At 66.5% G+C, this 26,313-nt stretch carries 25 protein-coding genes; 7 read left to right on the forward strand and 18 right to left on the reverse strand.

The features are described from left to right. From lipA to N5D45_RS20895, 3 genes are all read right to left on the reverse strand, one after another. Nucleotides 1–1,006: lipoyl synthase (gene lipA / locus N5D45_RS20885; protein ID WP_279939553.1), on the reverse strand; the 1,006-nt coding region annotated here is incomplete at its 3' end. Between the two features lie 17 nt (nt 1,007–1,023). Beyond that, the gene (gene lipB / locus N5D45_RS20890) at nt 1,024–1,734 is read right to left on the reverse strand and encodes a lipoyl(octanoyl) transferase LipB (RefSeq protein WP_032130311.1); all 711 of its coding nucleotides are present in this window, start codon (nt 1,732–1,734) and stop codon (nt 1,024–1,026) included. Then, nucleotides 1,722–2,000 carry a YbeD family protein gene (locus N5D45_RS20895; RefSeq protein WP_005411067.1) on the reverse strand — a complete coding sequence of 93 codons (279 nt, stop codon included), beginning with the start codon at nt 1,998–2,000 and terminating at the stop codon, nt 1,722–1,724. Before N5D45_RS20895 ends, lipB begins: the two co-directional genes overlap by 13 nt. Before the next feature lie 262 nt (nt 2,001–2,262). On the opposite strand from N5D45_RS20895, the gene N5D45_RS20900 reads away from it, so the two are divergent. Beyond that, nucleotides 2,263–3,336 carry a lipid A deacylase LpxR family protein gene (locus N5D45_RS20900; protein ID WP_029379720.1) on the forward strand — a complete coding sequence of 358 codons (1,074 nt, stop codon included), beginning with the start codon at nt 2,263–2,265 and terminating at the stop codon, nt 3,334–3,336. A gap of 122 nt (nt 3,337–3,458) precedes the next feature. Here the strand turns inward: N5D45_RS20900 and N5D45_RS20905 are convergent, their stop codons facing one another. From N5D45_RS20905 to N5D45_RS20950, 10 genes are all read right to left on the reverse strand, one after another. Further along, nucleotides 3,459–4,676 carry a D-alanyl-D-alanine carboxypeptidase family protein gene (locus N5D45_RS20905; protein WP_010480982.1) on the reverse strand — a complete coding sequence of 406 codons (1,218 nt, stop codon included), beginning with the start codon at nt 4,674–4,676 and terminating at the stop codon, nt 3,459–3,461. 100 nt (nt 4,677–4,776) lie between these two features. Next, nucleotides 4,777–6,054, reverse strand: a complete 1,278-nt coding sequence (locus N5D45_RS20910) for a septal ring lytic transglycosylase RlpA family protein (protein WP_197618184.1) — start codon at nt 6,052–6,054, stop codon at nt 4,777–4,779. Then, nucleotides 6,051–7,196, reverse strand: a complete 1,146-nt coding sequence (mltB, locus tag N5D45_RS20915; RefSeq protein ID WP_049480366.1) for a lytic murein transglycosylase B — start codon at nt 7,194–7,196, stop codon at nt 6,051–6,053. Before mltB ends, N5D45_RS20910 begins: the two co-directional genes overlap by 4 nt. 676 nt (nt 7,197–7,872) lie before the next feature. Beyond that, the gene (locus tag N5D45_RS20920; RefSeq protein ID WP_197656876.1) at nt 7,873–8,787 is read right to left on the reverse strand and encodes an IS110 family transposase; all 915 of its coding nucleotides are present in this window, start codon (nt 8,785–8,787) and stop codon (nt 7,873–7,875) included. Between the two features lie 618 nt (nt 8,788–9,405). Next, nucleotides 9,406–10,500 (reverse strand): rod shape-determining protein RodA, encoded by a 1,095-nt coding sequence (gene rodA, locus N5D45_RS20925; protein WP_197656875.1) that lies wholly within the window; start codon nt 10,498–10,500, stop codon nt 9,406–9,408. Between the two features lie 62 nt (nt 10,501–10,562). Then, nucleotides 10,563–11,675, reverse strand: a complete 1,113-nt coding sequence (gene rodA / locus N5D45_RS20930) for a rod shape-determining protein RodA (protein ID WP_010481418.1) — start codon at nt 11,673–11,675, stop codon at nt 10,563–10,565. Then, nucleotides 11,672–13,750: a penicillin-binding protein 2 gene (gene mrdA / locus N5D45_RS20935; protein ID WP_010481416.1), complete on the reverse strand. Its 2,079-nt coding sequence runs from the start codon at nt 13,748–13,750 to the stop codon at nt 11,672–11,674. Before mrdA ends, rodA (N5D45_RS20930) begins: the two co-directional genes overlap by 4 nt. 3 nt (nt 13,751–13,753) lie before the next feature. Next, complete coding sequence (gene mreD / locus N5D45_RS20940) at nt 13,754–14,239, reverse strand: rod shape-determining protein MreD (protein WP_279939554.1); 486 nt, start codon at nt 14,237–14,239, stop codon at nt 13,754–13,756. After that, nucleotides 14,236–15,369: a rod shape-determining protein MreC gene (mreC, locus tag N5D45_RS20945; RefSeq protein WP_279939556.1), complete on the reverse strand. Its 1,134-nt coding sequence runs from the start codon at nt 15,367–15,369 to the stop codon at nt 14,236–14,238. Before mreC ends, mreD begins: the two co-directional genes overlap by 4 nt. 121 nt (nt 15,370–15,490) lie before the next feature. Further along, nucleotides 15,491–16,537 (reverse strand): rod shape-determining protein, encoded by a 1,047-nt coding sequence (locus N5D45_RS20950; protein WP_005419402.1) that lies wholly within the window; start codon nt 16,535–16,537, stop codon nt 15,491–15,493. A 283-nt stretch (nt 16,538–16,820) separates the two neighbouring features. Between N5D45_RS20950 and N5D45_RS20955 the strand changes: the two genes are divergently transcribed. Continuing rightward, nucleotides 16,821–17,759 (forward strand): carbohydrate kinase family protein, encoded by a 939-nt coding sequence (locus tag N5D45_RS20955; protein WP_010481412.1) that lies wholly within the window; start codon nt 16,821–16,823, stop codon nt 17,757–17,759. 186 nt (nt 17,760–17,945) lie between these two features. Here the strand turns inward: N5D45_RS20955 and N5D45_RS20960 are convergent, their stop codons facing one another. The 4 genes from N5D45_RS20960 to ubiE form a co-directional block, all read right to left on the reverse strand. Then, nucleotides 17,946–18,569, reverse strand: coding sequence for an HAD family hydrolase (locus tag N5D45_RS20960; protein WP_010481411.1), 624 nt, complete (start codon nt 18,567–18,569; stop codon nt 17,946–17,948). After that, entirely contained in the window at nt 18,569–19,300 is a 732-nt protein-coding gene (locus N5D45_RS20965; protein WP_279939558.1) for a hypothetical protein, read from the reverse strand. The genes N5D45_RS20960 and N5D45_RS20965 overlap by 1 nt, the downstream gene beginning before the upstream one ends. Nucleotides 19,301–19,427: 127 nt before the next feature. Further along, complete coding sequence (locus N5D45_RS20970; RefSeq protein ID WP_279939559.1) at nt 19,428–21,356, reverse strand: M1 family metallopeptidase; 1,929 nt, start codon at nt 21,354–21,356, stop codon at nt 19,428–19,430. 246 nt (nt 21,357–21,602) lie between these two features. Then, nucleotides 21,603–22,364 (reverse strand): bifunctional demethylmenaquinone methyltransferase/2-methoxy-6-polyprenyl-1,4-benzoquinol methylase UbiE, encoded by a 762-nt coding sequence (gene ubiE / locus N5D45_RS20975; protein WP_005411082.1) that lies wholly within the window; start codon nt 22,362–22,364, stop codon nt 21,603–21,605. 80 nt (nt 22,365–22,444) lie between these two features. Between ubiE and N5D45_RS20980 the strand changes: the two genes are divergently transcribed. The 5 genes from N5D45_RS20980 to N5D45_RS21000 all read left to right on the forward strand — a co-directional run bounded on the left by N5D45_RS20980 (nt 22,445) and on the right by N5D45_RS21000 (nt 24,817). After that, entirely contained in the window at nt 22,445–22,897 is a 453-nt protein-coding gene (locus N5D45_RS20980; protein ID WP_005411083.1) for a nucleoside deaminase, read from the forward strand. Between the two features lie 198 nt (nt 22,898–23,095). Then, nucleotides 23,096–23,356, forward strand: a complete 261-nt coding sequence (locus N5D45_RS20985) for a hypothetical protein (RefSeq protein ID WP_057504329.1) — start codon at nt 23,096–23,098, stop codon at nt 23,354–23,356. A 75-nt stretch (nt 23,357–23,431) separates the two neighbouring features. After that, nucleotides 23,432–23,767, forward strand: a complete 336-nt coding sequence (locus N5D45_RS20990) for a hypothetical protein (RefSeq protein ID WP_005411085.1) — start codon at nt 23,432–23,434, stop codon at nt 23,765–23,767. A 67-nt stretch (nt 23,768–23,834) separates the two neighbouring features. Beyond that, complete coding sequence (locus N5D45_RS20995; RefSeq protein ID WP_010481401.1) at nt 23,835–24,257, forward strand: low affinity iron permease family protein; 423 nt, start codon at nt 23,835–23,837, stop codon at nt 24,255–24,257. Between the two features lie 107 nt (nt 24,258–24,364). Beyond that, on the forward strand, nt 24,365–24,817 hold the full coding sequence (locus tag N5D45_RS21000) for a transposase (protein ID WP_029379752.1): 453 nt from the start codon (nt 24,365–24,367) through the stop codon (nt 24,815–24,817). 108 nt (nt 24,818–24,925) lie between these two features. Here N5D45_RS21000 and smeF read toward each other — a convergent pair whose 3' ends face one another. Continuing rightward, entirely contained in the window at nt 24,926–26,311 is a 1,386-nt protein-coding gene (smeF, locus tag N5D45_RS21005) for a multidrug efflux RND transporter outer membrane subunit SmeF (RefSeq protein ID WP_049452838.1), read from the reverse strand. Nucleotides 26,312–26,313: the final 2 nt, after the last annotated feature.

Below are 26,313 nucleotides of genomic sequence, written 5' to 3' on the forward strand. Positions count from 1 at the left end.
AAACCCCTGCGCCCTTGGCCTGGACGTCGGCGTGGTACGACGAGCGCACCATCGGGCCGGAGGCCACGTGGCTGAAGCCCAGCTCGTAGCCGTAGACTTCTAGCGCCTTGTAGTCCTCGGGCGTCCAGTACTTCAGCACGGGGTGGTGGTGCGCGGTCGGCTGCAGGTACTGGCCGATGGTGATCATGTCCACGTCGTGCGCGCGCAGGTCACGCATGGTGGCCTTGATCTGTTCGAAGTCTTCGCCCAGGCCCAGCATGATGCCGCTCTTGGTCGGCACGTCCGGGTGCTGCGCCTTGAAGTTCTTCAGCAGGTTCAGCGACCACTGGTAGTCCGCACCCGGGCGCACGTTGCGGTACAGGTCAGGTACGGTCTCGATGTTGTGGTTGAACACATCCGGCGGGTTCTGCGCCAGGATCTCCAGCGCACGTTCCATGCGGCCCTTGCCGCGGAAGTCCGGGGTCAGCACTTCGATGCGGGTACCCGGCGACTTTTCGCGGATGGCGGTGATGCAGTCGACGAAGTGCTGGGCACCGCCGTCACGCAGGTCATCACGGTCGACGCTGGTCACCACCACGTACTTCAGGCCCATGTCGGCCACGGTCTGGCCGAGGCTGGCCGGCTCGTTGGCATCCGGCGGCTTCGGGCGGCCGTGGGCCACGTCGCAGAACGAGCAGCGGCGCGTGCAGACTTCACCAAGGATCATGAAGGTGGCGGTGCCGTGGCCGAAGCACTCGTGGATGTTCGGGCAGCTGGCTTCCTCGCACACCGTCACCAGGCGGTTCTCGCGCAGCTTGGCCTTCAGGTTCTGCACGGCATTGCCCGAAGGAATGCGCACGCGGATCCAGGACGGCTTGCGCAGCACCGGCGCGTCGGCGAACTGCACCGGCGAGCGGTTGATCTTGTCACCGCCCAGCTGCTTGACCCCGGCCTGCAACGGCGCGGCGGACGGAGAGTCGCCCTGCACGATCTGCAGGGGAATGGAACGGGCGGTGGTTTCAGTCATGGCAGTTCCGGGGGCGGTCAGGCGGCCGCAGAAAGATCAGGCAGTTCGGGCGTGGGCTGCAACAGCAGGCCGAACTGGCGGGCCAGGTGGTCCAGCAGCACCGGCTTGACGGCCTCCATCCCGGAGGGCCCGCCCAAGTCTACTACCGAGGTCACCTGCAACCCCTGATAGCCACAGGGGTTGATACGGTGGAAAGGTTCCAGGTCCATGGCCACGTTGAAGGCCAGGCCATGGAAGGTACAGCCGCGGCGCACGCGGATGCCGAGCGCGGCGATCTTGGCGCCACCGACGTAGACGCCCGGGGCGCCCTCGCGGCGTTCGGCACCGATGTTCCACTCGGCCAGGGTATCGATGATGGCCTGCTCGATGCGGCATACGTAGTCGCGCACACCGATGCCCAGCCGTGGCAGGCGCAGCAGCGGATAGACCACCAGCTGGCCGGGGCCGTGATAGGTCACCTGGCCACCGCGGTCCACGTGCAGCACCGGGATCTCGCCCGGCGCCAGCACGTGCTCGTCCTTGCCGGCCTGGCCCAAGGTGAATACCGGGTCGTGCTCGACCACCCACAGCTCATCGGCGTCGGCCTCGCTGCGCTGGTCGGTGAAGCGCTGCATGGCGCGCCACACCGGCTCGTACGCCTGGCGGCCGAGGTCGCGGACCAGCGCCGGACGCGGCGCGCGGTCTTCCGGGGCGGCTTCGGCCGGGCAGCTGTCGGCTACAGCGTCCACTTCACTTCCGGGTGGTCGCGCAGCGCCTGGTGCGCCAGGTCGTACTGTTCGCGGCTCTCGGCCTTGAACACGATGCGGACGGACACGTACTTGCCGTTGGAGGAATGCTTCCAGCTGATGCGTTCATTGACGACATCGATGCCGGCAGCCAGCAGCAGGCGGGGGAGCTCATGTTCCAGGCCGCGGTTGGCCGGGCCCATGGCACTGAGCTCGAACTGGCCGGGGAACTGGAAGCCGTGGTCGGGGTTGTCGGACTTGATTTCCATGCCCCCATTATCGGGCCGCAGGGCAACAAACCCAAGAGTATTCATCAACGTCAAACAGTGCACCGGTGAGTCGCTGCGTTGCAGCTGAACGGCCGTTCAGCATTGCCCCCGGCCCCGTGGCGCACCGCAGGACAGGGCAGGATTGTCTTCACGAGACAATGTCGTTTTCGGAACAGACAAGTGATCCGAACGCGCTCGTTCCATCACGTTCGCGCGAGTACCGTGTCGCAGCATATAACGACAGACAGAAACAACTTCTCACATGAGCCCCCCTTCCCAACGCCGCCTTGCAGCCCTCGGGCTGTCAGGCCTGCTGGCCGCTGCCCTCCCCCTTGCCGCCCAGGCGGCCGAACAATGTGGTCCGGACGCAATGCGCGACCACCCGCCGCAGGTCAATTTCCGCGTCGACAATGACCTGTTCGGCGGCCGCCACCAGGACCAGGGCTACACCAACGGTGCACTGTTGACCCTGGTCTCGCCCAATCTGGTCGATTACACCGACGACCCCTGCCTGCCGCGCATGGCGCGCTGGGTGAACCAGTACCTGGAAGGGCTGCACCCGGGCAAGTTCGAACAGCAGAACATGATCTTCAGCATCGGCCAGGGTATCTTCACCCCGACCGATTTCAGCCGCAGGGACCTGATCGAGGACGACCGCCCTTACGCCGGCGTACTGATCGCAAACTTCGGTTTCAATGCGCGCAGCGGCGACCGCCTGCAGACCACCCAGCTGACGCTGGGCGTGGTCGGCCCGTGGGCACAGGGCAAGCAGGTGCAGAACGCCGTGCACGACGTGCTGGGCGACGAGAAATTCAAGGGCTGGGACAACCAGTTGCACAACGAGCCGCTGTTCATGCTGACCCACGAGCGCATGCGTCGCTGGCCGGGCGATGCCAGCGTCAATGCCGACGGCTGGGGTTGGGACGCCATCAGCCACTACGGTGGATCGATCGGCAACCTGGAAACCAAGGCCAACCTCGGCGGTGAAGTGCGCTTCGGCTGGAAGCTGCCGGACGACTTCGGCAGCACGCCGTTGCGCCCGGCCGGCGAGAACACGGCGCCGACCCGCGGTGGCCGTCCCAATGGCTGGTCCTGGCACCTGTTCGCGACCTCGGACGCTGCCTGGGTGATCCGCGACATCACGCTGGACGGCAACACGTTCCGCAACAGTCACAGCGTGGACAAGCGCCATGTGGTGGCTTACGGCGGCTACGGCGTGGCCGTGATGTACGGACGCTGGAAGTTCGCTGCGGCGCGTTACCACAGCACGCGCGAGTTCAACGGCCAGCGCGAAGCACCGGTGTTCGGCAGCTTCACCATCAGCCGGTCGCTGTAGGTAGGTGCCGACCGTTGGTCGGCACGCCGGTTGATGGCAACGACAGTCGAGCATGGCCCGACTCTACAGAACGAAAAGGCCGGCATTCGCCGGCCTTTTCCTTCACCACGCCGGGGCGTGGATCATTCCGATTCCCACCACATCCAGAAGCTGTCCCACAGGCGCTTGAAGAAGCCGGCCTGTTCAACAGCAGCCACCGCCACCAGCGGCGCTTCAGCCACCAGCTTGCCATCCAGCATCACCTTCACGGTGCCGATCTGCTGGCCGGCGGTGAACGGTGCTTCCAGGGTCTTGGGCACATCGATGCTCGGCTTCAGGTCGTTGTAGCGGCCGCGCGGCACGCTCACCAGCATCGGCTGCGCCACGCCCAGCTGCACCTTGTCGGTGGTGCCCTTCCAGACCTTGTGCTCGGCTACGGCCTTGCCCGGTTCGTACAGGCGGTGGGTCTCGAAGAAGCGGAAGCCCCAGTTCAACAGCGCCAGGCTGTCATCGGCACGCTGCTTTTCCGACTGGCCGCCCAGCACCACGGCCACCAGACGCTGGTCACCACGCTGGGCCGAGCTCATCAGGCAGTAACCGGCTTCCGAGGTGTGACCGGTCTTGATGCCGTCCACGCTGCCATCGCGCCACAGCAGCAGGTTGCGGTTCGGCTGCTTGATGTTGCCGACCTGGAATTCCTTGATCTTGTTGTACGCGTAGGTTTCCGGGTAATCGCGCACCATCGCGCGGCCCAGCAGTGCCAGATCGTAGGCGCTGCTATGGTGGCCCGGAGCGGTCAGGCCATGGGCGTTCACGAAGTGCGAATTCTTCATGCCGATCTTGGCGGCATAGCTGTTCATCAGCGAAGCAAAGGCTTCCTCGCTGCCAGCCACGTGTTCGGCCAGGGCGATCGCGGCGTCGTTGCCGGACTGGATCGCCATGCCTTTCTCCATGTCTTCCAGGCGCGCGGTCTGGTTGACCGGGAAGCCGCTGTAGCTGCCATCGGTACCGGCGCCACCTTCGCGCCAGGCGCGCTCGCTCATCATCACCTGGTCATCCGCACGGACCTTGCCGTTCTTCACCTCGGCGGCGATCACGTAGGACGTCATCACCTTGGTGATGCTGGCCGGAGCCAGCTGTTCGTGGATGTTTTCACCGGCCAGCACCTGGCCGGTGGCGTAATCCATCAGCACCCAGGCCTTGGACACGCTGGGCGCGGGCGCCGGCGGAGTGGCAACAGTGGCCGGGGCGGCAGCGGCGGCAGGCGTCGGCGTGGCCGGGGTCGGCAGCGGCGTCTGGGCGGAAGCCAGGCCCACCACCAGGGTGGCGGCCAGGGCGGTGGCGGCGGAACGGAAATTCATTGGACAGCAGGCTCCAGGGGACGGCCGGGAATGGAGGGTGGAACGTAACGGCCATTGTAAGGCCGGGGGAGCATGGGCCGGCAGCACCGGCCCGGGCGGATCAATCCTTGACGATCTGCGGCGAACCCAGGCCCAGACCGGCGATGCGGCCGGCAAGTTCCGCAGCACTGGCATGGTCGCTGGCGGGAACGCGCAGGCGGAACAGGGTGCGGCCACCGGCAGCGATGTCACTGATGGTCGCGCCGACGATGCCGGCGGCGTTGAGCTGGCCCATCGCGCGGTTGGCATTGTCGCGGCTGGAGAAGCTGGCGACCTGCACCATCACCGCGCCCACCACCTGCTGCGACAGGCTGGGTGCGGCCGGCGTGGTCGATGCACTGCGCACCGGTGCCGGTGCCACCGCGCGCGGAGTCGTGCTGGCCACGACAGCCGGAGCGGGCACCGTGCTGCGCACCGGCGGCGCGCTCGGCGGCAGGCTGCTGACCGCCACATCCGGCACGGTGCTGGCCACGCCCTGGGTGGTGGCCGGCTGGCCACGCGCAGGCATGCTGTCGCCCGGCAGGCGCTTGACCAGGCGATCGATGTCGCTGTCGGCTGTGGCGCGTGCAGCCGGCGTCGGGCGCGCGCTGGCCACGGCGGTGGTTGCGGCCGCTTCGGCAGCACGACGTTCGCGGCGCGAGGGCTTTTGCGCCAGCAGGTTGCCCTCGCCCGGCTGCAGCGCGCGCACCTCGACATTTCCGGTGCCGCGCTGGGTGATGCCCAGGCGCACCGCGGCGGCATAACTGAGATCGACCACGCGCCCATCGTGGAACGGGCCACGATCGTTGACGCGCACGATCACCGACTCGCCGTTGTCGAGGTTGGTCACGCGGGCGAAGCTGGGCAGCGGCAGCGTCTTGTGCGCGGCGGTGAACTGGTACATGTCGTAGACCTCGCGGTTGGAGGTCAGGCGGCCATGGAACTTGGCACCGTAGTACGACGCGGTGCCGCGCTCGACATAGTCATGGGTATCGTCGAGCACCTTGTACGACTTGCCCAGCACCACGTACGGCGACTTGTTGCCGATCGCCGAGCGCTCCTCGGCGGTCACTTCCGGCTCGGGAATGCAGGCCACGTTGGGAATGTAATCCGGCGTGCTGTCGCGCACGCCCGGCTTGTACAGGCCACCGGCGGTGTAGTTGCCGCGGGTGCTCAGGTCTTCCTTGGCCGCCGCGTAGGGCGAGCCTTCCGGGCAGTGTGCCGGGCGCGAGCCACGCCCCTGCACCAGGGTGCCGCCGGACTTGCCACCATGGCCGGCCGTGGCCGGCTTCTTCGGCGCGCTGCTGCAGGCAGCCAGCGCGAGGACGATCAAGCCTGGGACCAGCCATCTGATGTTCATGCCGGGGGCAGCTCCTGTCCGGCAATGGCCTGGGACAACTGGAACACGGCCATCGCGTACATCTTCGAGAGGTTGTAGCGGGTGATCGCGTAGTAGTTCTGGAAGCCCAGCCAGTACTGCTTGCCGGTGCTGCCTTCAAGCGTGATCGGGGTGGCGGTGGCGCCCGGCTGTACCGGCGCGCTCGGCTGGTAGCCGCGCTGCGCCAGGTCGGCCATCGACCAGGTCGGCATCCATTCGGTCGGATTGAACTCCTCGCGGCCCGGCGCCAGCGTGGCCGGCACGGCCACCTGGCCACCCCGCACCCAGCCGCCCTTCTTCACGAAGTAGTTGGCGATGGACGAGAACACGTCGTCGTAGCTGGTGAACAGGTCGCGACGGCCGTCGCCGTTGCCGTCCACTGCGTAATCCAGATAGCTGGACGGCATGAACTGGCCCATGCCCATCGCACCGGCATAGCTGCCCTTGAGCGTGGTGATGTCCAGGTTTTCTTCGCGGCCCAGCTCGAACAGCTTGGCCAGCTCATCGCGGAAGAACAGCTCGCGGCGTACTTCGCGTTCCAGCTTGGCCGGGTCGCCGCTGCGCGGGTAATAGAACGCCAGCGTGTACAGTGCATCGAGCACGCGATGGCTGCCGGCATTCTTGCCGTAGCTGGTTTCCACGCCGATGATCGCCACGATCACTTCAGCGGGCACACCGGTGCGCTGCTGCACGCGATCCAGCTCGGCGCGATGCTGGGCCAGGAACGCGCGGCCGCCATCGATGCGGGCCTTGCTGATGAACATCGGCCGGTATTCGTTCCACGGCTTGACCCGTTCGGCCGGGCGCGACATCGCGGCGATGATCGGCTGGCGCACCTGCGCCTGGTCGAGCACGCTGCTGATCTGCTCCGGCTTCAGACCATAGCGCTTGGCGGTATCGGCAATGAAGCGGGCCCGTGCGACCTCGAACGGCACCGGGGTGAGATCGACCGGCGGCGCGGTGGCAGCGGTGGCTTCGGGCGCGGCCTCGGCCGGGCCATGGGCCTTGGCGGCGGGTTGGCGCGGCGTGCTGCTGGCCTGGGGCGAAGACGGTGGGGACTTCGGCTGGGTCGCGCAGGCGACCAGGCCGAGGGTGAGCATGCAGGCCAGAGTGCGTCGAATCATCGTCGCAGGTTAGCAGGTCATGGATGAATTAAAACCCCTAACACCATGAATCACAACGATTTGCCCGCGTTCAGCGGGAAATGTGAAGGCGTCGTGATCGCGCTTCCCCATTCAGATAGAGGTGGCCGGTTGCGTCCCCATCCCCGCAGACGCAACCGGCAACCGGATCCGGTCGATACCCGCGCGGCTGCCGCTCCCCAGTGGCAGTACCCCGCGCTCCCTGTATCCGTTGGATCAGTACTGCTCCCGCCCGACGCCCCCTCGCGCTGCAACGATTGACGGCGCGCCGTGCCGAACGGGCCGCCATTGTGCAGGCCGATTACGACAAGTCCATTGATCAGGATCAACGCGCTGTAAAAGTGTGAACCAGCTAACGTTTTTTCCGGACTTTGGTCAGCGGGTGTGCTGCCGTGCATCGTTGTGAGAACGCTTCCACAACGGGCGTTGCGCAGAGTCAGGAAGTTTCCAGCCAACGGCGCAGCCCCTCGTGGGTGGTGTCTGGGTGGTCGCGGAAAGGAGAAGCCGCGGGTGGGCCGGTCGGGTTGGGTACGCGGGGGACGCCGTGAATCCGTCCCTGGAGCAACTGTGTTGATGGAGGAGCTTGGCCCCTCCATGAGACGGGCACGGTAGTGCCGGCCGCTGGCCGGCAGCCTTTGGTCTTGCGCCCTGCCTGGCCTTAGGCTGGGACCAACCCGTTTTCAGCGTCGCGCACCCGGGCGTTGAGGATCACCAGCATCTTCCGCATCACCGCCACGATGGCTACTTTTCCTTCTTTGCCTCGGGCTCGCAGCGACTGGTAGAAATCGCGCAGTTGAGGTTCATGCCGCATGGCCGACATGCTGGCCATGTAGAGCACCTGGCGGATCTCGGCTCGGCCGCCATGGATGCTGCGTTTCCCTCGCATGGTTCCGCTGTCGTGGGACATCGGAGCCACACCGACGAGGCTGGCGATGGCCTTGCCGCTGATCTTTCCCAACTCGGGAAGATAGCTTGCCAATACCGCCTGCAGGCCAGGGCCAACGCCCTTCATCGACTTCAGGACAGCCAGTTGAGGCTGCTGGGTAACCTGCTCGGCAATTTGCTTTCCCAGACGTTCAACCAGCGTCTGCAAGCGGGTGATGTTGGCCTGCAGTAGCCGGCGCAATTCACGATCACCGACCATTTCCAGCTGCTGCCGCGCGATGGTCAGCGCGTGCATCGCCTGTCGACGTGCCCGCACGAATTCCCGCATTTTCTGCTGCCAAGGCTCCAGCGGTTGGTAGGCCGGAAGTTTCACCAAGGCCGCCATCTGCGCCAATGCATAGGCATCCAACCGGTCGGTCTTGGCCATCTGGCCCATCCCCTGAGCCTGCCTGCGGGCCCGCAGGGCATTGGCGCGGACCACCGGATGGCCCACTGCGTGCAGAAAATCCAGCACCGGTCGTTCGTAGCCGCCGGTGGCTTCCAGCACGATCTGGCTGACCGGACGCTTCTTCAGCCAAACATCCAATTCAGAAAAGCCGGAGCGGTTATTGCAGACCTGCAGGGTCTCTCCGTCCGTCGTGCCGACATCCAGTTGGCGCTTGCTGACATCAATCCCGATCCCGTTCATCACCGGACTCCGTATAGTCTGGAAGGGTCGAGAGCTCCCCCGCTTGCCCAGTCTTATCACTGCGAGTGTCAGCTCCAGCAACTGTTCGGGCGGATCAAGGGAGATTCCGGCGTGGGCGCCAAGCTCCAAGGCGATCGTCGAGATCCAGGCTTACACGGCGGCCCACGCCGGCTCTCGGCACCTACGCTGCCAGATTTCCATCAGATAAGGCTTGGCAGCCGCATCCATGCGGCTGACACCCCCGCGTACCCAACCCGACCGGCCTCTGACAGATTTCGGAGGTCTGCCACCCACGGAGAAGAAAAAGAAGATCAAAAGCGGATCGCGACGCTGCGCTTGCTCGTGAGCCGAGCATGGATCGGCTCTACACAAGGCAATGAAGCGACCCGCCAGGCCGCCTTTGCTTTTGATCTTCTTTTTCTTCTCCGTGGGAGACGCGCACGGAACCTGTCCGTGGCCGGGTAGATGGGCTGCGCAGGGGCGTGAGCCGCATGGATGCGGCGACCGAGCTTACAGGGATGTACTTGCAGCGTCCCCTGCGCGGCCCATCTACCCGGCCCCACCCATGAACTGCTTTGCGCGGTCATCCACGAGGGGCTGCGCCGTTGGCTGGAAACCCTATCCCCCGTGCACGGGCCGGTGCCCACGCACCGCCATCACCAGTCCGATGCCGGCCAGCAACGAGACCGCCGATGTCCCGCCATAGCTGATCAACGGCATCGGGATGCCCACCACCGGCAGCAGGCCGGAAATCATTCCACCATTGACCAGTACATAGACGAAGAACGCCAACCCCAGGCTGCCGGCCAGCAACCGTGCATGCGTGTCGCGTGCGTGCACTGCGATCCACAGGCAGCGTCCGACCACGAACAGGTACAGCGCGAACAGCGTCGCCACACCGATCAAGCCGAATTCCTCGGCCAGCACCGAGAACGCGAAGTCGGTGGTGTACTCGGGCAGGAAATCCAGCGTGGCCTGCGTGCCCTGCCCCCAGCCACGCCCCTGCCAGCCACCGGAACCGATCGCGATGCGTGACTGCAGGATGTTCCAGCCGGTGCCGAGCGGATCTGCCGCCGGGTCGAGGAAGGTCAGTACGCGATCCTTCTGGTACTGCCGCAACAGCCCGAACCACGCCAGCGGTGCGGCCACCGCCAGCCCCGCCGCGCCCGTTGCCACCCAGCCCCAGTGCAGGCCGGCCAGCAACAACGCGAACACCCCGCTGGCAGTGACCAAGGTGGCGGTGCCGAGGTTCGGCTGCATCAGGATCAGCACGGCAGGAACGCCGATCAACACTGCGGCCGTCAGCACCGTGCGTGGCGAGGGCGGCAACGGCTGCCGGTGCAGGTACCAGGCCATCATCAACGGCAGGCTGAGCTTGAGCAGCTCCGACGGCTGCAGGTAGAAGACGCCCAGGTTGAGCCAGCGCTGCCCGTACTTGCCGGTGCCGATCACATACACCGCCATCAGCGGCAGCATCGACAGCGCATACAACGCCGGTGTCCACGCGCGCAGGCGCAGCAGCGAAACACGCGACAGCAGCCACATCGCCACCAGGCCACCGGCAAAGCGCGCCGCCTGCCCGGTCACTGGCCCGGACACGCTGTGCAGCACCGCCAGGCCCGCGCCCATCAGGATCAACAACGCGACCAGCAACGGCAGGTCGATCGTGCGCACCGTCTCACGGCAGCCGCCAAGCAGTCGTTTCCATTCCACGCGCGCCACGGTAGCAACGGGCGCTTGCGTGAAGCTGTCATGGTGGTCCTGCGCAGCCGGTGTTACCCGTAGCCGCCGTGCACCGGGTTGTGACTGCGCACGGCCATCACCAACCCGAAGCCGGCCAGCAGTGACACCGCCGAGGTACCGCCGTAGCTGATCAGCGGCATCGGCACGCCCACCACCGGCAGCAGGCCGGAAATCATCCCGCCGTTCACCAGTACATAGACGAAGAACGCCAGGCCGGTAGCGCCGGCCAGCAGGCGCGAGTACGAATCGCGCGACTGGCTGGCAATCCACAGGCAACGCCCGATCACCACAAGGTACAGCGCCAGCACGGTGGCCACGCCGATCCAGCCGAATTCCTCACTCAGCACCGAGAACGCGAAGTCGGTGGTCTGCTCGGGAATGAAGTTCAAGTGCGACTGCGAGCCTTCGCCCCAGCCCTTGCCATCGAAGCCGCCGGAACCGATCGCGATCTTCGACTGGATGATGTTCCAGCCGGCCCCCAGCGCATCCATCTCCGGGTCCAGGAACATCATGATGCGGTCCTTCTGGTACGGCCGCAGCAGCCAGAACCAGGCCACCGGCGCAACCGCGGCCACGCCGCCCACACCCAGGCCGACCCACCACCACGGCAGGCCTGCCAGCAGCAGCACGAACACGCCGCTGGCGGCGATCAGCACACCGGTGCCGAAGTCCGGCTGCAGCATCACCAGGCCGGTTGGTACGCCGATGATGACCAGGGCCACGAGCACGGTGTTGAAGCGCGGTGGCAACGGCATCTTGTGCAGGTACCAGGCCACCATCATCGGCAGGCTGACCTTCAGCAGCTCGGCCGGCTGCAGGTAGAAGAATTTCAGGTCCAGCCACTGCCGGCCGTATTTGCCGGTACCCAGCACAAACACCGCCAGCAGCGGGATCATCGAGATTGCGTAGATCATCGGCGTGGCCGAGCGGATCCGCAGGATCGGTACCCGCGAGATGCCCCACAACGCGGCCATGCCCACTGCGAAGCGCGCGCCCTGTGCCATCACCAGGCCGTCGCCACCGGCACTCTTCAGCGTGGCCAGACCGATCACCATCAGCGCGCCCAGGGCCAGGCACAACACCCAGTCCAGCGTGCTGAAGAAGCGACGCAGCATGTCGCCGGCCCAACGCAGAAACACTCTCATCGTGCGGGCTCCACGGTGGTCGGGCGTGGCGTGGCCGGCAGCGCGGCCGCAGCCGGCGCCCCCGGCTGCGGCGGTGCGGGTGCCGGTTCCGGCGCGGGCACGCCGACCAGCACCGGGTGCTCGCCCAGCTGTGCCGCAGCAAGGTCACCGGCCTGGCGCGCGCCCACATCTTCGTTGTCGAACGCGGTGGCACCGATGGCGGTGGTGCCGCGCTCGCTGTCCAGCGGCTGCATGCCTTCAGGCATCTTGCCCAGCAGATAGGCGTCGAACACCTTGCGTGCGATCGGCGCAGCCGCCGCACCGCCGTAGCCGCCGCCCTCCACCGCGATCGCCAGCGCGATCACCGGCTGGTCGACCGGCGCGAAACCGACGAACAGCGCGCGGTGGCGCAGGTGCATCGGCAGGCTCTTCGGATTCACCGCGGCCGTGCCCTTGCGGCTGACGACCTGCGCGGTACCGGTCTTGCCGGCCATCGTATACGGCGCGCCGGCGGCCATGCGGGCCGCGCTGCCGCCAGGCAGCATGGTGGCCATCATGCCTTCGCGCACCGCCTGCAGATTGTTCGGGTTCGGGCTGACCGGTTTGCTTTCGCCCGGGTCGGTCGCCATCCAGTCATGGTCGAACCCCGCACGCTGCTGGATCACCAGATGGGGCGTGCGCAGCTGCCCGTTGGCCAGCCCACTGACACCCCGCGCCAGCTGCAGCGGGGTGACCTTCCAGTCACCCTGGCCGATGCTGATGTTGACTGTATCGCCCGGATACCAGGCCTCCTTGCGGCTCTTCCGCTTGTAGGCCGGCGACGGCAGGATGCCGCCGATCTCGCCGGTCAGGTCGATACCGGTCGGCTGGCCGAAGCCGTAGTACTCCATGTAGTGGTCGAAGCGCTCGATGCCCAGGTCCAGCGCCAGCTTGTAGTAATAGGTGTTGACCGACTGCGCGATGGATTTGCGCAGGTCGGTCCAGCCGTGGCCACCGCGGTGCGAGTCACCCCAGCCACGCGAGGTGCCGGGCAGATAGAACATGCCGGTGGACAACACCTTGTCTTCCGGGCGGCGTACCCCCGAATCCAGGCCGGCCAGGCCGATCAGCGGCTTGAGCGTGGAACCGGGCGCGACGCCACCGAGCACTAGGCGGTTGAACTGCGGCCGCGACGGGTTGTCGTTCAGCGCCTTGAAATCGGCATGCGAGATACCGTTGACGAACAGGTTGGGGTCGTACGACGGCAGGCTGACCATCGCCAGCACTTCGCCGGTACGCGGGTCCATCGCCACGGCCGAGCCTTCCTGGTCGCCGAACGCGGCCACCATGGCGCGCTGCAGGTCGGCGTCGATCGACAGCCGCAGGTCGGCGCCGGACTGCGCGGCAACGCGGCCGATGGTGCGGATGGCACGGCCCTGCACGTTGGTCTCGACCTGCTCGTAGCCGACCTTGCCGCGCAGCTGCTGCTCGTAATAGCGCTCCAGGCCGGACTTGCCGATGTGGGTCAGCGCGGCATTGCCTTCGCCGAGGATCTCCAGATCCTTGTCGTCGACACGACCGACGTAGCCGATGATGTGCGCGAACAGGTCGCCATACGGGTAGCGCCGGGTCAGGTAGGGCTCCAGCTCGACGCCGGGGAAGCGCCAGCGGTCGACGGCGAAGCGCGCCATCTCCTCGTCGCTCATGCGCAGCTTCAGCGTGACCGGCAGGAACTTGCGGCGCGCCTTGCGCGACTTGTTGAACGCTTCCAGCTCTTCCGGGCTGATGCTGATGATCTTCGCCAGCCCTTCCAGGGTGGCGTCCATGTCCTTGACCTTGTCCGGGGTCACGTCCAGGCGGAACGCCGGCACGTTCTCGGCCAGCAGGCGACCGTTGCGGTCGTAGATCATGCCGCGCCCGGGCACTACCGGCCGCGGCTTGATGCGGTTGGCTTCCGAGCGCGTGGCGTAGACGTCGTGGTCCAGCACCTGCAGCTTGAAGTACCAGCCGCCCAGTCCCAGCAGGCAGACCAGCACGCCCAGGAAACCCAGCGCCGCGCGGCGGCGGAACTGTTCGGCTTCGGCGTGCGGATTCTTGACCTGGCGGCGCGGGATCATGGCTCAGCGCCCGCGCTTGCCGAAGCGCACCGCATCCAGCAGCACGAACACCAGCGGCCACAGGCCCAAGCCCAGCAGCGGCGCCCACCAGTACGACCACGGCAGGGTGGGTTCACCCACCAGGATGTGCACCAGGGCGCTGACGATGCGATCGTTGAACAGCAGGCCGCCGATGGCCAGCATCTGCTGCGACATCGGGAAGAAACGGATGCGGGCGCGGAAACGCTGCAGGATGAAGGCCAGCATCACCAGCCGCAGCGCCTGTTCGCCGAGCACGCCGCCGTACAGCAGGTCCGCGATGACGCCGCTGGCGAAAGCGATGCCCAGGCCGACCCGCTCGGGTGTCTCGATCACCCAATACGCCAGCACCAGCGCCAGCCAGTACGGGCGCAGTGGCTGCAGCAGCGCCGGCAACGGCAGCAGGCCCAGCAGCAACGCCACCACCAGGCTGGCCGGCAGCACCCACGGATTGTCGCGCAGGCGGCTCATCGCTGGGCCTCCGGCGTGGTCGGTTGCCGGCCAGCGGCCGGCACTCCCGTGGATCCAGCTGGGGGAGAGCCCCCCTCTTGTTGAGGGGGGCGCGCCGAAGGCGCGGGGTCAAGGGAGGATGCGGGGGCAACAGTCCTCGTTTGCGACGAGGGCTGTTGCCGGCCAGCGGCCGGCACTCCCGGGCTGGGCTGCGTCGCTGCAGGCGCGGTGCCGGTCGGCAGCGCTGTGGCATCGGCCGGACCACCGGGAGCGCCCTGCTCCATCTGCAGGCGCAGGTTCGGCGGAATACGGATCGCCGCGCCGGGGCGCAGCAGAAGCACGTCGCGGCCGCGGTCCAGCTGCGCGGCCGGCTTCAGTTCGCCCACCAGGAAGGCATGGGTGTCGTCCGGGCGCAGGCCGGTGATGGTGCCGACCGGGAAGCCGGCCGGGAAACGACCGCCGAGGCCGGAGGTAACGATCTCATCGCCCACTTCCACGCCGGCGCTGAGCGGGATGTCGCGCAATTCCAGCGTGTCGCCGCGGCCGTAGACGATCAGTCGCACGCCGTTGCGGGCCACGGTCACCGGCACGGCATGGTCGGGGTCGGTCAGCAGCAGCACGGTGGAGGTACCGCCGGTGACGCTGATCACCTGGCCCATCAGGCCGCCGGCATCGATCACCGCCTGGCCGACGTGCACGCCTTCGCGGCTGCCGGCGTCGAGCACCAGGCGCTGCTTCACCGGGTCAAGGTCGATATCCAGGATCGGCGCCAGCTGCACGTCCAGGCCACTGCGCTCGGCCACGTTCAGCAGTTCGCGCAGCTGGGCGTTGTCCAGCGCGGCGGTCTGCAGGCGGGTCAGGCGCGCGTTGGCCAGCAACAGCTGGTTGCGCAGTTCACGGTTCTCGTTGACCAGCTGGCCATGGCTGGCCGCCGAGTCCTTGACCTGGTTGCCGAGCTTGCCCGGCAGGCCAGCCAGTGCCCATACCGGCTGCACCAGGCTGTTGGCCTGCCCGCGCAGGTGCGCGAGCCAGCCGGCCTGGTCGTCAAGCACGATCAGAGTGATGGCCAGTGCCAGATAAGCCAGCAGACGCAGCGGGCTGGCGGCATCACCGGATCGGGAAGCAACGGGAGGTCCGGCGTAGGGCGGCACGGCAACGATTCAATTGGCAGAAGGCGGAAGGGGAACACGCGGGCGCCCCGCCGGTGCCGGCCCACCCTCGTGGTGGGCCGCACCCCGGAGGGGCGCTGCGGGCGCAGGCAGCCGGGACGGCTTATTCCGGCGCAAAGAACTCGTTGCCGTGCATGTCGACCAGCTCCAGCGCACGGCCACCGCCGCGGGCCACGCAGGTCAGCGGATCGTCCGCCACCTGCACGTGCAGGCCGGTTTCCTCGGAAATCAGGCGGTCCAGGTCACGCAGCAGGGCGCCGCCACCGGTCAGCACGATGCCGCGCTCGGCAACGTCGGCACACAGTTCCGGCGGGGTCTGTTCCAGCGCCAGCTTGACCGCGCTGACGATGCCCGACAGCGGCTCGTGCAGGGCTTCAAGCACCTCGTTGGAGCTGATCTTGATCATCTTCGGCACGCCCTCGGCGAGGTTGCGGCCGGAGATTTCCATCTCGATCACTTCCGCCTGCGGGTAGGCACAGCCCAGCTCGACCTTGATGCGCTCAGCGGTGGCTTCACCGATCAGCATGCCGTGGTTGCGGCGCACGTAGTTGGTGATCGACTCGTCGAAGCGGTCGCCACCGATGCGGACCGACGCCGAGTAGACGATGCCGTTGAGCGAGATCACCGCCACTTCGGTGGTGCCGCCGCCGATGTCGATGACCATCGAGCCACGCGCTTCAGTGACCGGCATGCCGGCGCCGATCGCGGCCGCCATCGGTTCTTCGATCAGGAACACGTCACGGGCACCGGCTTCCTCGGCCGATTCCTTGATCGCGCGGCGCTCGACCTGGGTCGAGCCGGCCGGCACGCAGACCAGCACGCGCGGGCTCGGGCGCAGCACGCGCGATTTGTGCACCTTCTTGATGAAGTGCTTGAGCATCGCCTCGGTATAGGTGAAGTCGGCGATGACGCCGTCCTTCATCGGGCGGATGGTGGTGATGTGGCCCGGGGTACGGCCCAGCATCTGCTTGGCTTCGGCGCCTACGGCTGCCACCGAGCGGGTGCCACCGATGGCACGGTCCTGACGCACGGCCACGACCGATGGCTCGTTCAGCACGATCCCCTGCCCGCGCACGTAGATGAGGGTGTTGGCCGTGCCCAGGTCGATGGACAGGTCGTTGGAGAACATGCCACGGAGTTTCTTGAACATCTGAGGAAGGAGTCCTGAGGGGTGTCGTGCCCGCCGCGGGATGGCGAAAAAATGGGCAGAAATCGAGGCCGACAAGCCTAGCAACCCGCCTGCCGCCGAGCAAGGAAAAAACTAGCTGAACCCGCGTCTTCACAGGCTTTCGGCCTGATCGGGTCTCACCCGGTTCTGGCCCTGAGCGGCACCAGCGGGTAACCTTTGCGCCGTCGGGCGCCCAAGGGCGCCGTTTGCTTGCCCGCCGAACCGGGCCGGCCCACCCCAAAATTCACCGCATAGGCTTACATCGATGTCCGCTCTGATCTGTGGTTCTCTTGCCTTCGACACCATCATGGTGTTCCCGGACCAGTTCAAGAATCACATCCTGCCGGACAAGGTGCACATCCTGAACGTGTCCTTCCTGGTCCCGCGCATGCGCCGCGAGTTCGGCGGCTGCGCCGGCAACATCGCCTACAACCTGCACCTGCTGGGCGGCCAGCCGATCCCGATGGGCACCGTGGGTTCGGACTTTGGCCCGTACCGTGAGTACTTCGAAGGCCTGGGCATCGACCTGTCGCGCGTGCGCGTGATCGATGAGCTGTTCACCCCGCAGGCGTTCATCACCACCGATCACGACAACAACCAGATCACCGCCTTCCACCCGGGCGCGATGATGCGTTCCTACGAAAACCACGTGCGTGGCGTACCGGGCGTGACCCTGGGCCTGGTCGGCCCGGACGGCCGCGAAGGCATGATCCAGAACGCGCAGGAATTCCACGAAGACGGCATCCCGTTCATCTTCGACCCGGGCCAGGCCATGCCGCTGTTCAACGGCCCGGAACTGCGCGAGTTCATCGAGCAGGCCGACTACGTGGTGGTCAACGACTACGAGTCGAACCTGCTGCAGGAACGCACTGGCTGGGACGAGAAAGAGATCGTCAGCCGGGTCAAGGCCTACATCACCACCCGCGGCCCGAAGGGCGCGGTCATCCACACCCCGGAAAAGAGCTACGACATTCCGCCGGCGCATGAGCGCCGCGTGGTCGACCCGACCGGCTGTGGCGACGCCTTCCGCGCCGGCCTGATCTACGGCATCCAGAAGGGCTACGACTGGCTGACCATCGGCCGCATGGGCAACCTGATGGGCGCGCTGAAGGTCGAGCACCCGGGCACGCAGAACCAGCGCTTCACCTTCGATGAGTTCAACGAGCAGTTCAAGCAGCAATTCGGTTACGCGCTGAGCGCGTAACCGAACTGCCCGCACATCTGATCGGTGGGTGTCGACCTTGGTCGACACTGCCGGCCAGCGGCCGGCACTACCGGAACCTCCGACCGACACGTGGCCTGCTCTCTGTAGAGCCGAGCCATGCTCGGCTTGCGCGCGCCAGCGCGATCCGACCGGAGGAGAGCAGCCGAGCGTGGGCTCGGCTCTACATCAGCAAGCGCCCTGCCAGGCAGCCAGCAAGGCGCGGCAATCAGCGAAATGCCAGTCGGCACGGCCCGGCCATGGGTTTTCCGGCAGGTTGACCAGCACGGTATGAGCGCCGGCCGCACGGCCGCACTCCAGGTCGTAGGCGTGGTCACCGACCATCACCGCCTCCGCAGCCCCGATCCCCCAACGCCGCAGATGCTGCTGCAGGCCATCCGGTGAGGGTTTGGGCACCGCTTCATCGCGGCCGATGATGTCGGCATCGTCGAACAACGCCCCGACCCCGATCGCGTCCAACGTCAGCTTCGCCAGCGCATGATCATTGCGGGTCAGGATGCCGAGCCGGCAGCCTGCCGCCGACAACGCGCGCAGCAGCTTCAGCGCACCCGGTGCCGGCAGTGCGTCCTCGGCCAGCGCGCGCTCATGATCCAGCAGCCACTCGCGCTTGGCCTGCGCCGGTGCGTCCGGCAACGCCGCAATATGGTCAAGGATGTCTTCCTCGGCCGCGATCTCCAGCGCGCGGCGGATCGCGGCAAAATCATGCACGGCGACGGTCAGCGTGCCATCCATGTCGAACACCCAGTGCCGGATCGCGGACAACGCGTGCACTGCGCTGCCCGCCGCAACCATCACTGCCACCACTGCGGCATGCGGCTGGCGTCGACGCCACCGGTTTCGAACACAGCGGTGCGGGTGCCACCGGCCTTGACCGGGAACTCGATGCTGATCGACTTGCCCTTGCGCGCCAGCTTCCACAGCGCCTTCTGGTCGGTGATGAACAGGGCAATGGCTTCATCGGTCTTCGGACGCCACGCCGCCATGGAAATCGGCTTGCCGTCGTCCACGGTTACTTTCACCGTGCACTGCGGGCAACGGAAATCGCCGGCCTGCAGCACCAGATACGCATGCCGCTTCCAATCCGGATGATCGCGGAACACCAGCTGCACCGGCTTGGCGCCGCTTCCATCCACGTCCACCCGTTCCTTGCTGTAGATCTGCGCCGAAACCTGGTTGCCCTTGTTGCCCACCGGGATCTGGTTGTACTGCCACAGCGCCTGCATGCGGCGCAGGTCGCGCGCGGCATCGCCCTTGGCCTTGACCTCGTCGAAGCCTGCGGCGATGCGCTCGGCGGCCGCGGTGTCCTTGTACTGGTCCAGCAGCGAGGCACCATGCAGGCGCGCGCGCTCCCAGTCCTGCGCGGCCACGGCCATGTCGTACTGCTTGGCCACGTCTTCGGCCTTGGCCTCCTTCTGCGCCTGCACGGCGGCTGCGGCGGCTTCCTGCGCCTTGCGTTCTTCCTCGGGGTTGCTGCAGGCGGCCAGCGCCAGGGTGCAGGCGGTGAGCAGGATCAGTCGTTTCATGGCGGAGGTCCTTTGCGGGTGCATCCCGATTCTATCGGCAGCGAAAAGCGGATACACCAACGGCGGGTTTCCCCGCCGTTGGTGGTGAAGCAGTGACCGGTTGCCGGCCAGCGGCCGGCACTACCGCTTACTTGGCTTCAGCCTTGGCCAGCATGTCCTGGACCGAGGCGGTGGTGATCGGGTGGTAGCCCGGCTTGGCCTTTTCGAAGGCCTGCTTGGCCAGCTCCAGCCCCTTCGGGGTCTTCACCAGTTCGGCGTAGATCGGCAGGATTAGCTTGCGACGGCCGACGCGCTCGATGAATGCCGCCGCGCCTTCATTGGCCTGCTCGTAGCCGCTGCGGATCGCCAGCGGGTACCAGCGCATGGCGATCTCGCCATTCGGGGTGCCAGTGAAGTGGAAGGCCTTGTCCAGCGTGGCCAGCTTGTCCAGCGGCTGGGTCGCACCCAGGCCGTCGATGAAGCGCACCCATTCCTGCGTGCTCCAGTCGGCGATGACCTGGCTGCTCGGCACGGTGCCGGCGCTGGCGAAGGCGATGCGCGCGGTATCGACGCTGCTGAAGTTGCGCGACTGCGCCTTGGCAGCGAACGCCGGAATGCCCGGCTCGTCCAGCCACGCCTTCAGTTCGGCCTCGGTCACGGCCGAGGGATTCTTCGGCAGCAGGTTCTTCTTCATGTACTCGACGAACTGGTCGGTGTCCGCGCTCTGGAAGGCGTGGTCATCGAACCAGCCGCGCAGGAACGGATCGAAGGTCTCGCGGCCGAAGCGCTGCTCCAGGAATTCCAGGAACCACGCACCCTTGACGTAGGCCACCTGGCTGAGCGCTTCGTCAGGATCACGCTCGTTCAGCGGCGGCAGCGCCAGTGCCTGGTCAGCCGGGCTCATGTCCTTCACTTCGGCCAGCAGGTCGGTCTGGTCGATCTGCTTCTCCATCTCGGCCATTTCCTTGCCGTACAGGGCTTCGGTGATGCGGCCCTGGACGTAGGTGGTGAAGCCTTCATTGAGCCAGATGTCCTTCCAGCTGGCGTTGGTCACCAGGTTGCCCGACCAGCTGTGCGCCAGTTCGTGGGCGACCAGCGAGACCAACGACTTGTCGCCGACGATCACGGTCGGGGTGGCGAAGGTCAGGCGCGGGTTTTCCATGCCGCCGAACGGGAACGACGGCGGCAGCACCAGCATGTCGTAGCGGCCCCAGCGGTATTCGCCGTACAGCTTCTCGGCGGCACCGATCATCTTCTCGGTGTCTTCGAATTCCTTGGCGGCCTTGTTGACCATGGTCGGCTCGGCCCAGACGCCGGAGCGGCCGGAGATCGGCTCGAACACCAGGTCGCCGGCGGCGATGGCCAGCAGGTAGGACGGAATCGGCTGCGGCATCTTGAAGGTGTAGTCACCGTCACGCGCGGCCTTCGGATCGTTGTCGGCGCTCATCAGCACCATCACGTCCGGGCGCGAGACCACGTGCGCGCTGTAGGTGAAGCGAACGCTCGGGGTGTCCTGCAGCGGCACCCAGGAACGGGCGTGGATCGCCTGCGACTGGCTGAACATGAAGGGCAGCTTCTTGCCCTCGGTCATCGACGGTGCCAGCCACTGCAGGCCCGAGGCGGTCGGCGCGGTGTGATAGGTCACTTCCACCTTGGCCGGCTGTTCCGGAGCCTCGATGGTCAGCTTGCTGCCGAACACCTTGTCAGCGGCGGCCAGCTCGAACTTCAGCGGGCTGCGCGCGCCATCGGCGGCAACGGCCTCAACCTTGGACACGGTCAGCTCGCGGGTGTCGAGCACCAGCTGCTTGGCGTCCTTCTGCTTCCATTCCAGGGTGTAGGTGGCGGTGCCGCCGATCTGCTTCTGGTCGAAGTCCAGCTTCAGATCCAGTGCGATGTCCTTGATGGCGACCTTGTCCGGCTCGGCGTACGAGCTTTCGTCGTGGCTGCGGTTCTCGGCGTTCACGGGGGCGGCAGGGGCCTTTGTGGCAGTCGGGGCGGCGGCGGGCGCGGCCGCCTCCTGGGAGCAGCCGGCGGCCAGGGCCACGGCCAGCGGAAGGAGCATCAGCGGATTACGCATGAATCGGGACCGTTACGGGGATCAAACCCCAATGGTACCTCCCTCCGGCCCGGCAGGCGTTGCGCGGTGCGGGGTAATGCGGCCAAGGCCGATCCTGCGGCTGCGCCCCGGGTAGGTGCCAACCTTGGTTGGCACGGATCTTTCATCGCATGTGGCAGACCCGTGCCGACCAAGGTCGGCACCTACCAGAGCGGATGACCGCAGCGGCCGAGTGCCAACCAGGGTTGGCACCCACCAGGGCAAGGCTTACAGCTTGTAGCCGGAGTGGATCGAAACGATGCCGCCGGTCAGGTTCTTGTAGTGGCAGCGCTCGAAACCGGCCTGCCCCATCATCGCCTTCAGTTCATCCTGCGGCGGGTGCTTGCGGATGCTCTCGGCCAGGTACTGGTAGCTGTCCGAATCATTGGCGAACAACTTGCCCAGCTTGGGCAGGATCTTGAACGAGTGGAAGTCGTAGATCGGCTTGAACCAGTCCGCGGTGACTTCGGAGAACTCCAGCACGCGGGCCTGGCCGCCCACCTTTAGCACGCGGTACATCTCGCGCAGGCCGGCGTCCTTGTCGGTGACGTTGCGCAGGCCGAAGGCGATGGTGACCAGGTCGAAGCTGTTGTCCGGGAACGGCAGGGCTTCGGCGTTGCACTGCACGTAGTCCAGGCCGAGCACCAGGCCGCGGTTGGTCAGGCGGTCGCGGCCGACCGACAGCATGCCGGCGTTGATGTCGCCCAGCACCACCGAGCCCTCGGCGCCGACGCGCTCCTTCAGCAGGGCGGCGATGTCGCCGGTGCCGCCCGCCAGGTCGAGCACGCGGTCGCCCGGCTTCACCTGCGCGGTCGCCACGTAGTAGCGCTTCCACGCCCGGTGCACGCCCAGGCTCATCAGGTCGTTCATCAGGTCGTAGTTGCGCGCGACCGAGGTGAACACCTGGCCGACCAGCTTCTGCTTGTCCTTGGCGGCGACGTCGCGGAACCCGAAATGGGTGGTACCGGCTTTGTAGGGGGATTCGCTCATGGCCCCGATTATCGCACCGCCGGGGGCCAGCGGCACCCCCTGCCCGTATCATGGCGGGCCACGACTTACCGGAGCCCCGCATGATCACCACGCCCGACTACCAGGCCCTGCTGCAGACCGCCATCGCCGAAGCCCGCCAGGGCCTGGCCGAAGGCGGCGTGCCGATCGGCGCGGCGCTGTACCACAACGACGGCCGCCTGCTCGGCTGCGGCCATAACCGCCGCGTGCAGGAAGGCGACCCGTCGGTGCACGGCGAAACCGATGCGTTCCGCAAGGCCGGCCGCCAGCGCCGCTACCAGGACACGATCATGGTCACCACCCTGGCACCGTGCTGGTACTGCTCGGGCCTGGTGCGCCAGTTCAACATCGGCACCGTGGTGGTGGGCGAATCGCGCACCTTCCAGGGCGGCATCGACTGGTTGCGGGAGAATGGCGTCAACGTGATCGACCTGGACAGCCAGGAATGCGTGGACCTGCTGGGCGGCTTCATTGCGCAGCACCCGGAGATCTGGAACGAAGACATCGGTGAATGATCACCACGCAGTGTCCTGTTGAACCCGTTTAATGAACGCTTCAGTGCCGGCACGCCCTAGTGCCGGCAGCGTTTGCGGCCATTGCCGTGAACCCGTGCACAGTCAGCTGCGCAACGTGCACACGCAGCGATAACACCCCGCCCGGCTGCCGCGCCTAGGGTGGGGTTACCGGGACTTCTTTCCCCGGCGGAGCCAGCCATGTGCGCGCACGCCGTACGACCTACGCCTGACCCGATCCTCGAAGCCATCCGCAAGCGCCTGCAGCAGCAGTACGCACTGCACCAGCGTGGCGCACTGTTCTGGACTGCCTACCAGGGCCTGCAGCTGGAGCTGGTGCGCGGCCACCCGCTCGACCATGAGCGCCTGTGCAATGCGATGGCCGACATCGCCGAAGATCTCGGTGCCGTCGAGCGTGCGCAGTTGATCGGACATGCCAACGCCAGCTCCACATCGCGCTGACGCGGCATGCACCGCCACATACGCCACACTCCGATGAACCCCCACTCCCTTTCCACTCAACCGAACTGGATTGTCATGCACGCTGAAGTCCCCACCATTCCTCCGGTCATCAACGTTGACGCCGAGCTGGATCACTGGCGCCGCCAACATGCCGAAGGCGCACTGCCGCACAACTCGTTCGGCTCGTACGTGCCGTGGATCAAGTTTGCCTGCGATTCGCTGATCACCCAGCCGCGCGCCAGCGAGGCCGAACGTGACGAGATGTTCCAGACCCAGTACGCCCTGCAGATCATGCCGCGACTGAGCGAAGCACAGGCCCGCGAGTTCGTCGACCGTTGCTGGCAGCACGTCTACCAGAGCAGTCCGGTGCGCAGCCTGCAGGCACCGCGCCTGCAGCGCATGCGCGCCTGACTGCCGCTGCACGGCGCCTGCACGGGCCACTGCCGATCATCCTCGTCACCTGAGTGGGACGACGACGATGAAAGCACGCAACCTGTTCAATACGATCGCCAAGAAGGCCGCGGCCGCCACCGGCTCGCCGTGGACCTTCCTGGCCGCAGTAGCGATCGTGGTGATCTGGGGCATCAGTGGCCCGGTGTTCGGTTTCAACGACACCTGGCAGCTGGTGATCAACACCGGCACCACCATCATCACCTTCCTGATGGTGTTCCTGATCCAGCACACGCAGAACGCGGATACCGCCGCGATGCAGATCAAGCTGGACGAGCTGATCCGGGCGACAGCCGAAGCCAACAACGAACTGTTGGATCTGGAAGAACTGGACGAAGCGCGGCTGGAAGAGATCCGCGCCGAATACGAGCGCATGGCCCGCGAGGCCGGTGACGCGCTGCTGCGCGTGCGCGCCTGCCGCGCGGCCCCGCGCGATGATGAAGCGATCTGACGGTAGCGCCGGGCCATGCCCGGCGAGCGCGATACCCGGAAGAATCCCACACGGGCCATCGCCCTCGGCTGATAACGGCGGACATCCCATCAGTGCAGACTGGCGCCATGTCCAGCCGTCATCTGGAACGTGGCCGCCACTCCCATATCGGGGGCTACTACGTCCTCACCACGGTCGTACGCCACCGGCGCCCGGTCTTTGAAGATCCACGTTGTGCAACGTGTCTTGTGGATGCATTGAGGTATGTTGAACGCATGGGCCTCAGTCGGTCCTTTGCTTGGGTCGTCATGCCTGACCATCTGCATTGGCTGATGCAGCTGCGCGACGGATCACTGGCGCGCATGATGGGAACGGTGAAATCCCGCAGCAGCCGGTTGCTGGGGCAGCAGTTCGGCATACAGACGCCTTTGTGGCAGCCGAGCTATTTCGATCACGCGGTACGCAGCGAGGAAGCCTTGAGGCGCCATGCGTTGTACATCCTGGGCAACCCCATCCGAGCAGGATTGACCCTGCATCTCGATGAATATCCGTTTGCATGGTGCCGTTGGCCCATGCGGTAGCGCCTGGCCATGCCCGGCGAGCACGAAGTGCGGTCCGCCCAGACGTCAGGCATGCAGGAACGAAAGGCCGCCGGGCGTGGCCCGGCGCTACCGGTATCGAATTGCTGCTCAGCTGCGCTCGTGCCAGCCGCCACCCAGCACCTTGTACAGGGTGATGCGGTTGGCCTGTTGCGCCAACTGGGCCTGCAGCTGGGTCTGCTGCGCGTTGTAGGCGGTACGCCGCGCATCAAGCAGGGTGACGAAGCTGTCCAGCCCCGCGTCGTAGCGGGCCTGCGACAGGCGGTTGGCCTGTTCGGCCGCGTCCACCAGGCGCTGCTGTGAACTCACCTGCTCGTCCAGGCTGACATTCAATGCCAGCGCATCGGCGGTTTCGCGGAAGCCCACCTGGATCGACTTCTCGTACTGCGCCAGAGCGATATCACGATCTGCGTTGGCGATGGCCAGGTTGGCGCGCAGCTTGCCGCCCTGGAAGATCGGCAGGGTGATCTTCGGCAGGAAACTCCATACACGGGTGCCACTGTCGAACAGGTTGGACAGTTCGTTCGAACCACTGCCGATGCTGCCGGTCAGCGAGATGCTCGGGAAGAACGCCGCGCGTGCCGCACCGATGTTGGCGTTTGCGGCCAGCAGCTGGTGTTCGGCGGCCATGATGTCCGGGCGCTGCAGCAGCACGTCGCTGGGCAGGCCGGCCGGCGGCGGGGCCAGTGCAAGCAGCTGCGGTTCGATGCTGTCCGGCAGCAGTGCCGGATCCAGCTGGCCACCGGCCAGCAGCGCCAGCGCATTGCGGTCCTGGGCCAGCTGGCCACGCAGGCGTGCAGCATCCGTACGTGCGGTCTCGACCAGGGTACGGGTCTGGGTCAGCTCCAGCGCCGAACTGCCACCACGTTCGTGGCGGGCCTCGGCCAGGCGCAGCGAATCCTCGTAGGTCTTCAGCGTGGCCTCGGCGATCTTCAGCTGCTGTGCATCGGCACCATAGGTCAGCCACGCAGTCGCGGTCTCGGCCACCAGGCTCAGCTGCGCGTTGCGGCGGTTGGCGGCCACGGCGAAGTACTGCTGCAACGCCGCTTCACTGAGATTGCGCACGCGGCCGAACAGATCCAGCTCGAACTCGGCCACGCCGACACCGGCGGTGAACTGCTCGGTGACGCCGGCGTCGGTGCCTCGGCGCTCCATCTGGCCGGTGACAGCCACGCCGGGCACGCGGTCGGCGCGTTGTACGCGGTACTGGCCGCGCGCGCGCTCTACATTGAGCACGGCCACGCGCAGGTCGCGGTTGTTCTGCAGCGACTGCTCGATCACCTGCTGCAGGCGTGGATCGGTGAAGAAGTCGCGCCAGCCGACGGCGGCGACATCGGCCACCTGGCCCTGCGCGGCTTCGGCCGGCCACTGCGCCGGAATCGCCGGAGCGACAGCGGTGTTCTTCGGCACCAGAGTGGAGCAGCCGGCCAGCGCGAGCACGCCGGCCAGGGATACAGCAAGAGAAGAGAATTTCATGG

It is taken from the genome of Stenotrophomonas sp. GD03819 (assembly GCF_029841665.1).
GTDB lineage: Bacteria > Pseudomonadota > Gammaproteobacteria > Xanthomonadales > Xanthomonadaceae > Stenotrophomonas > Stenotrophomonas geniculata.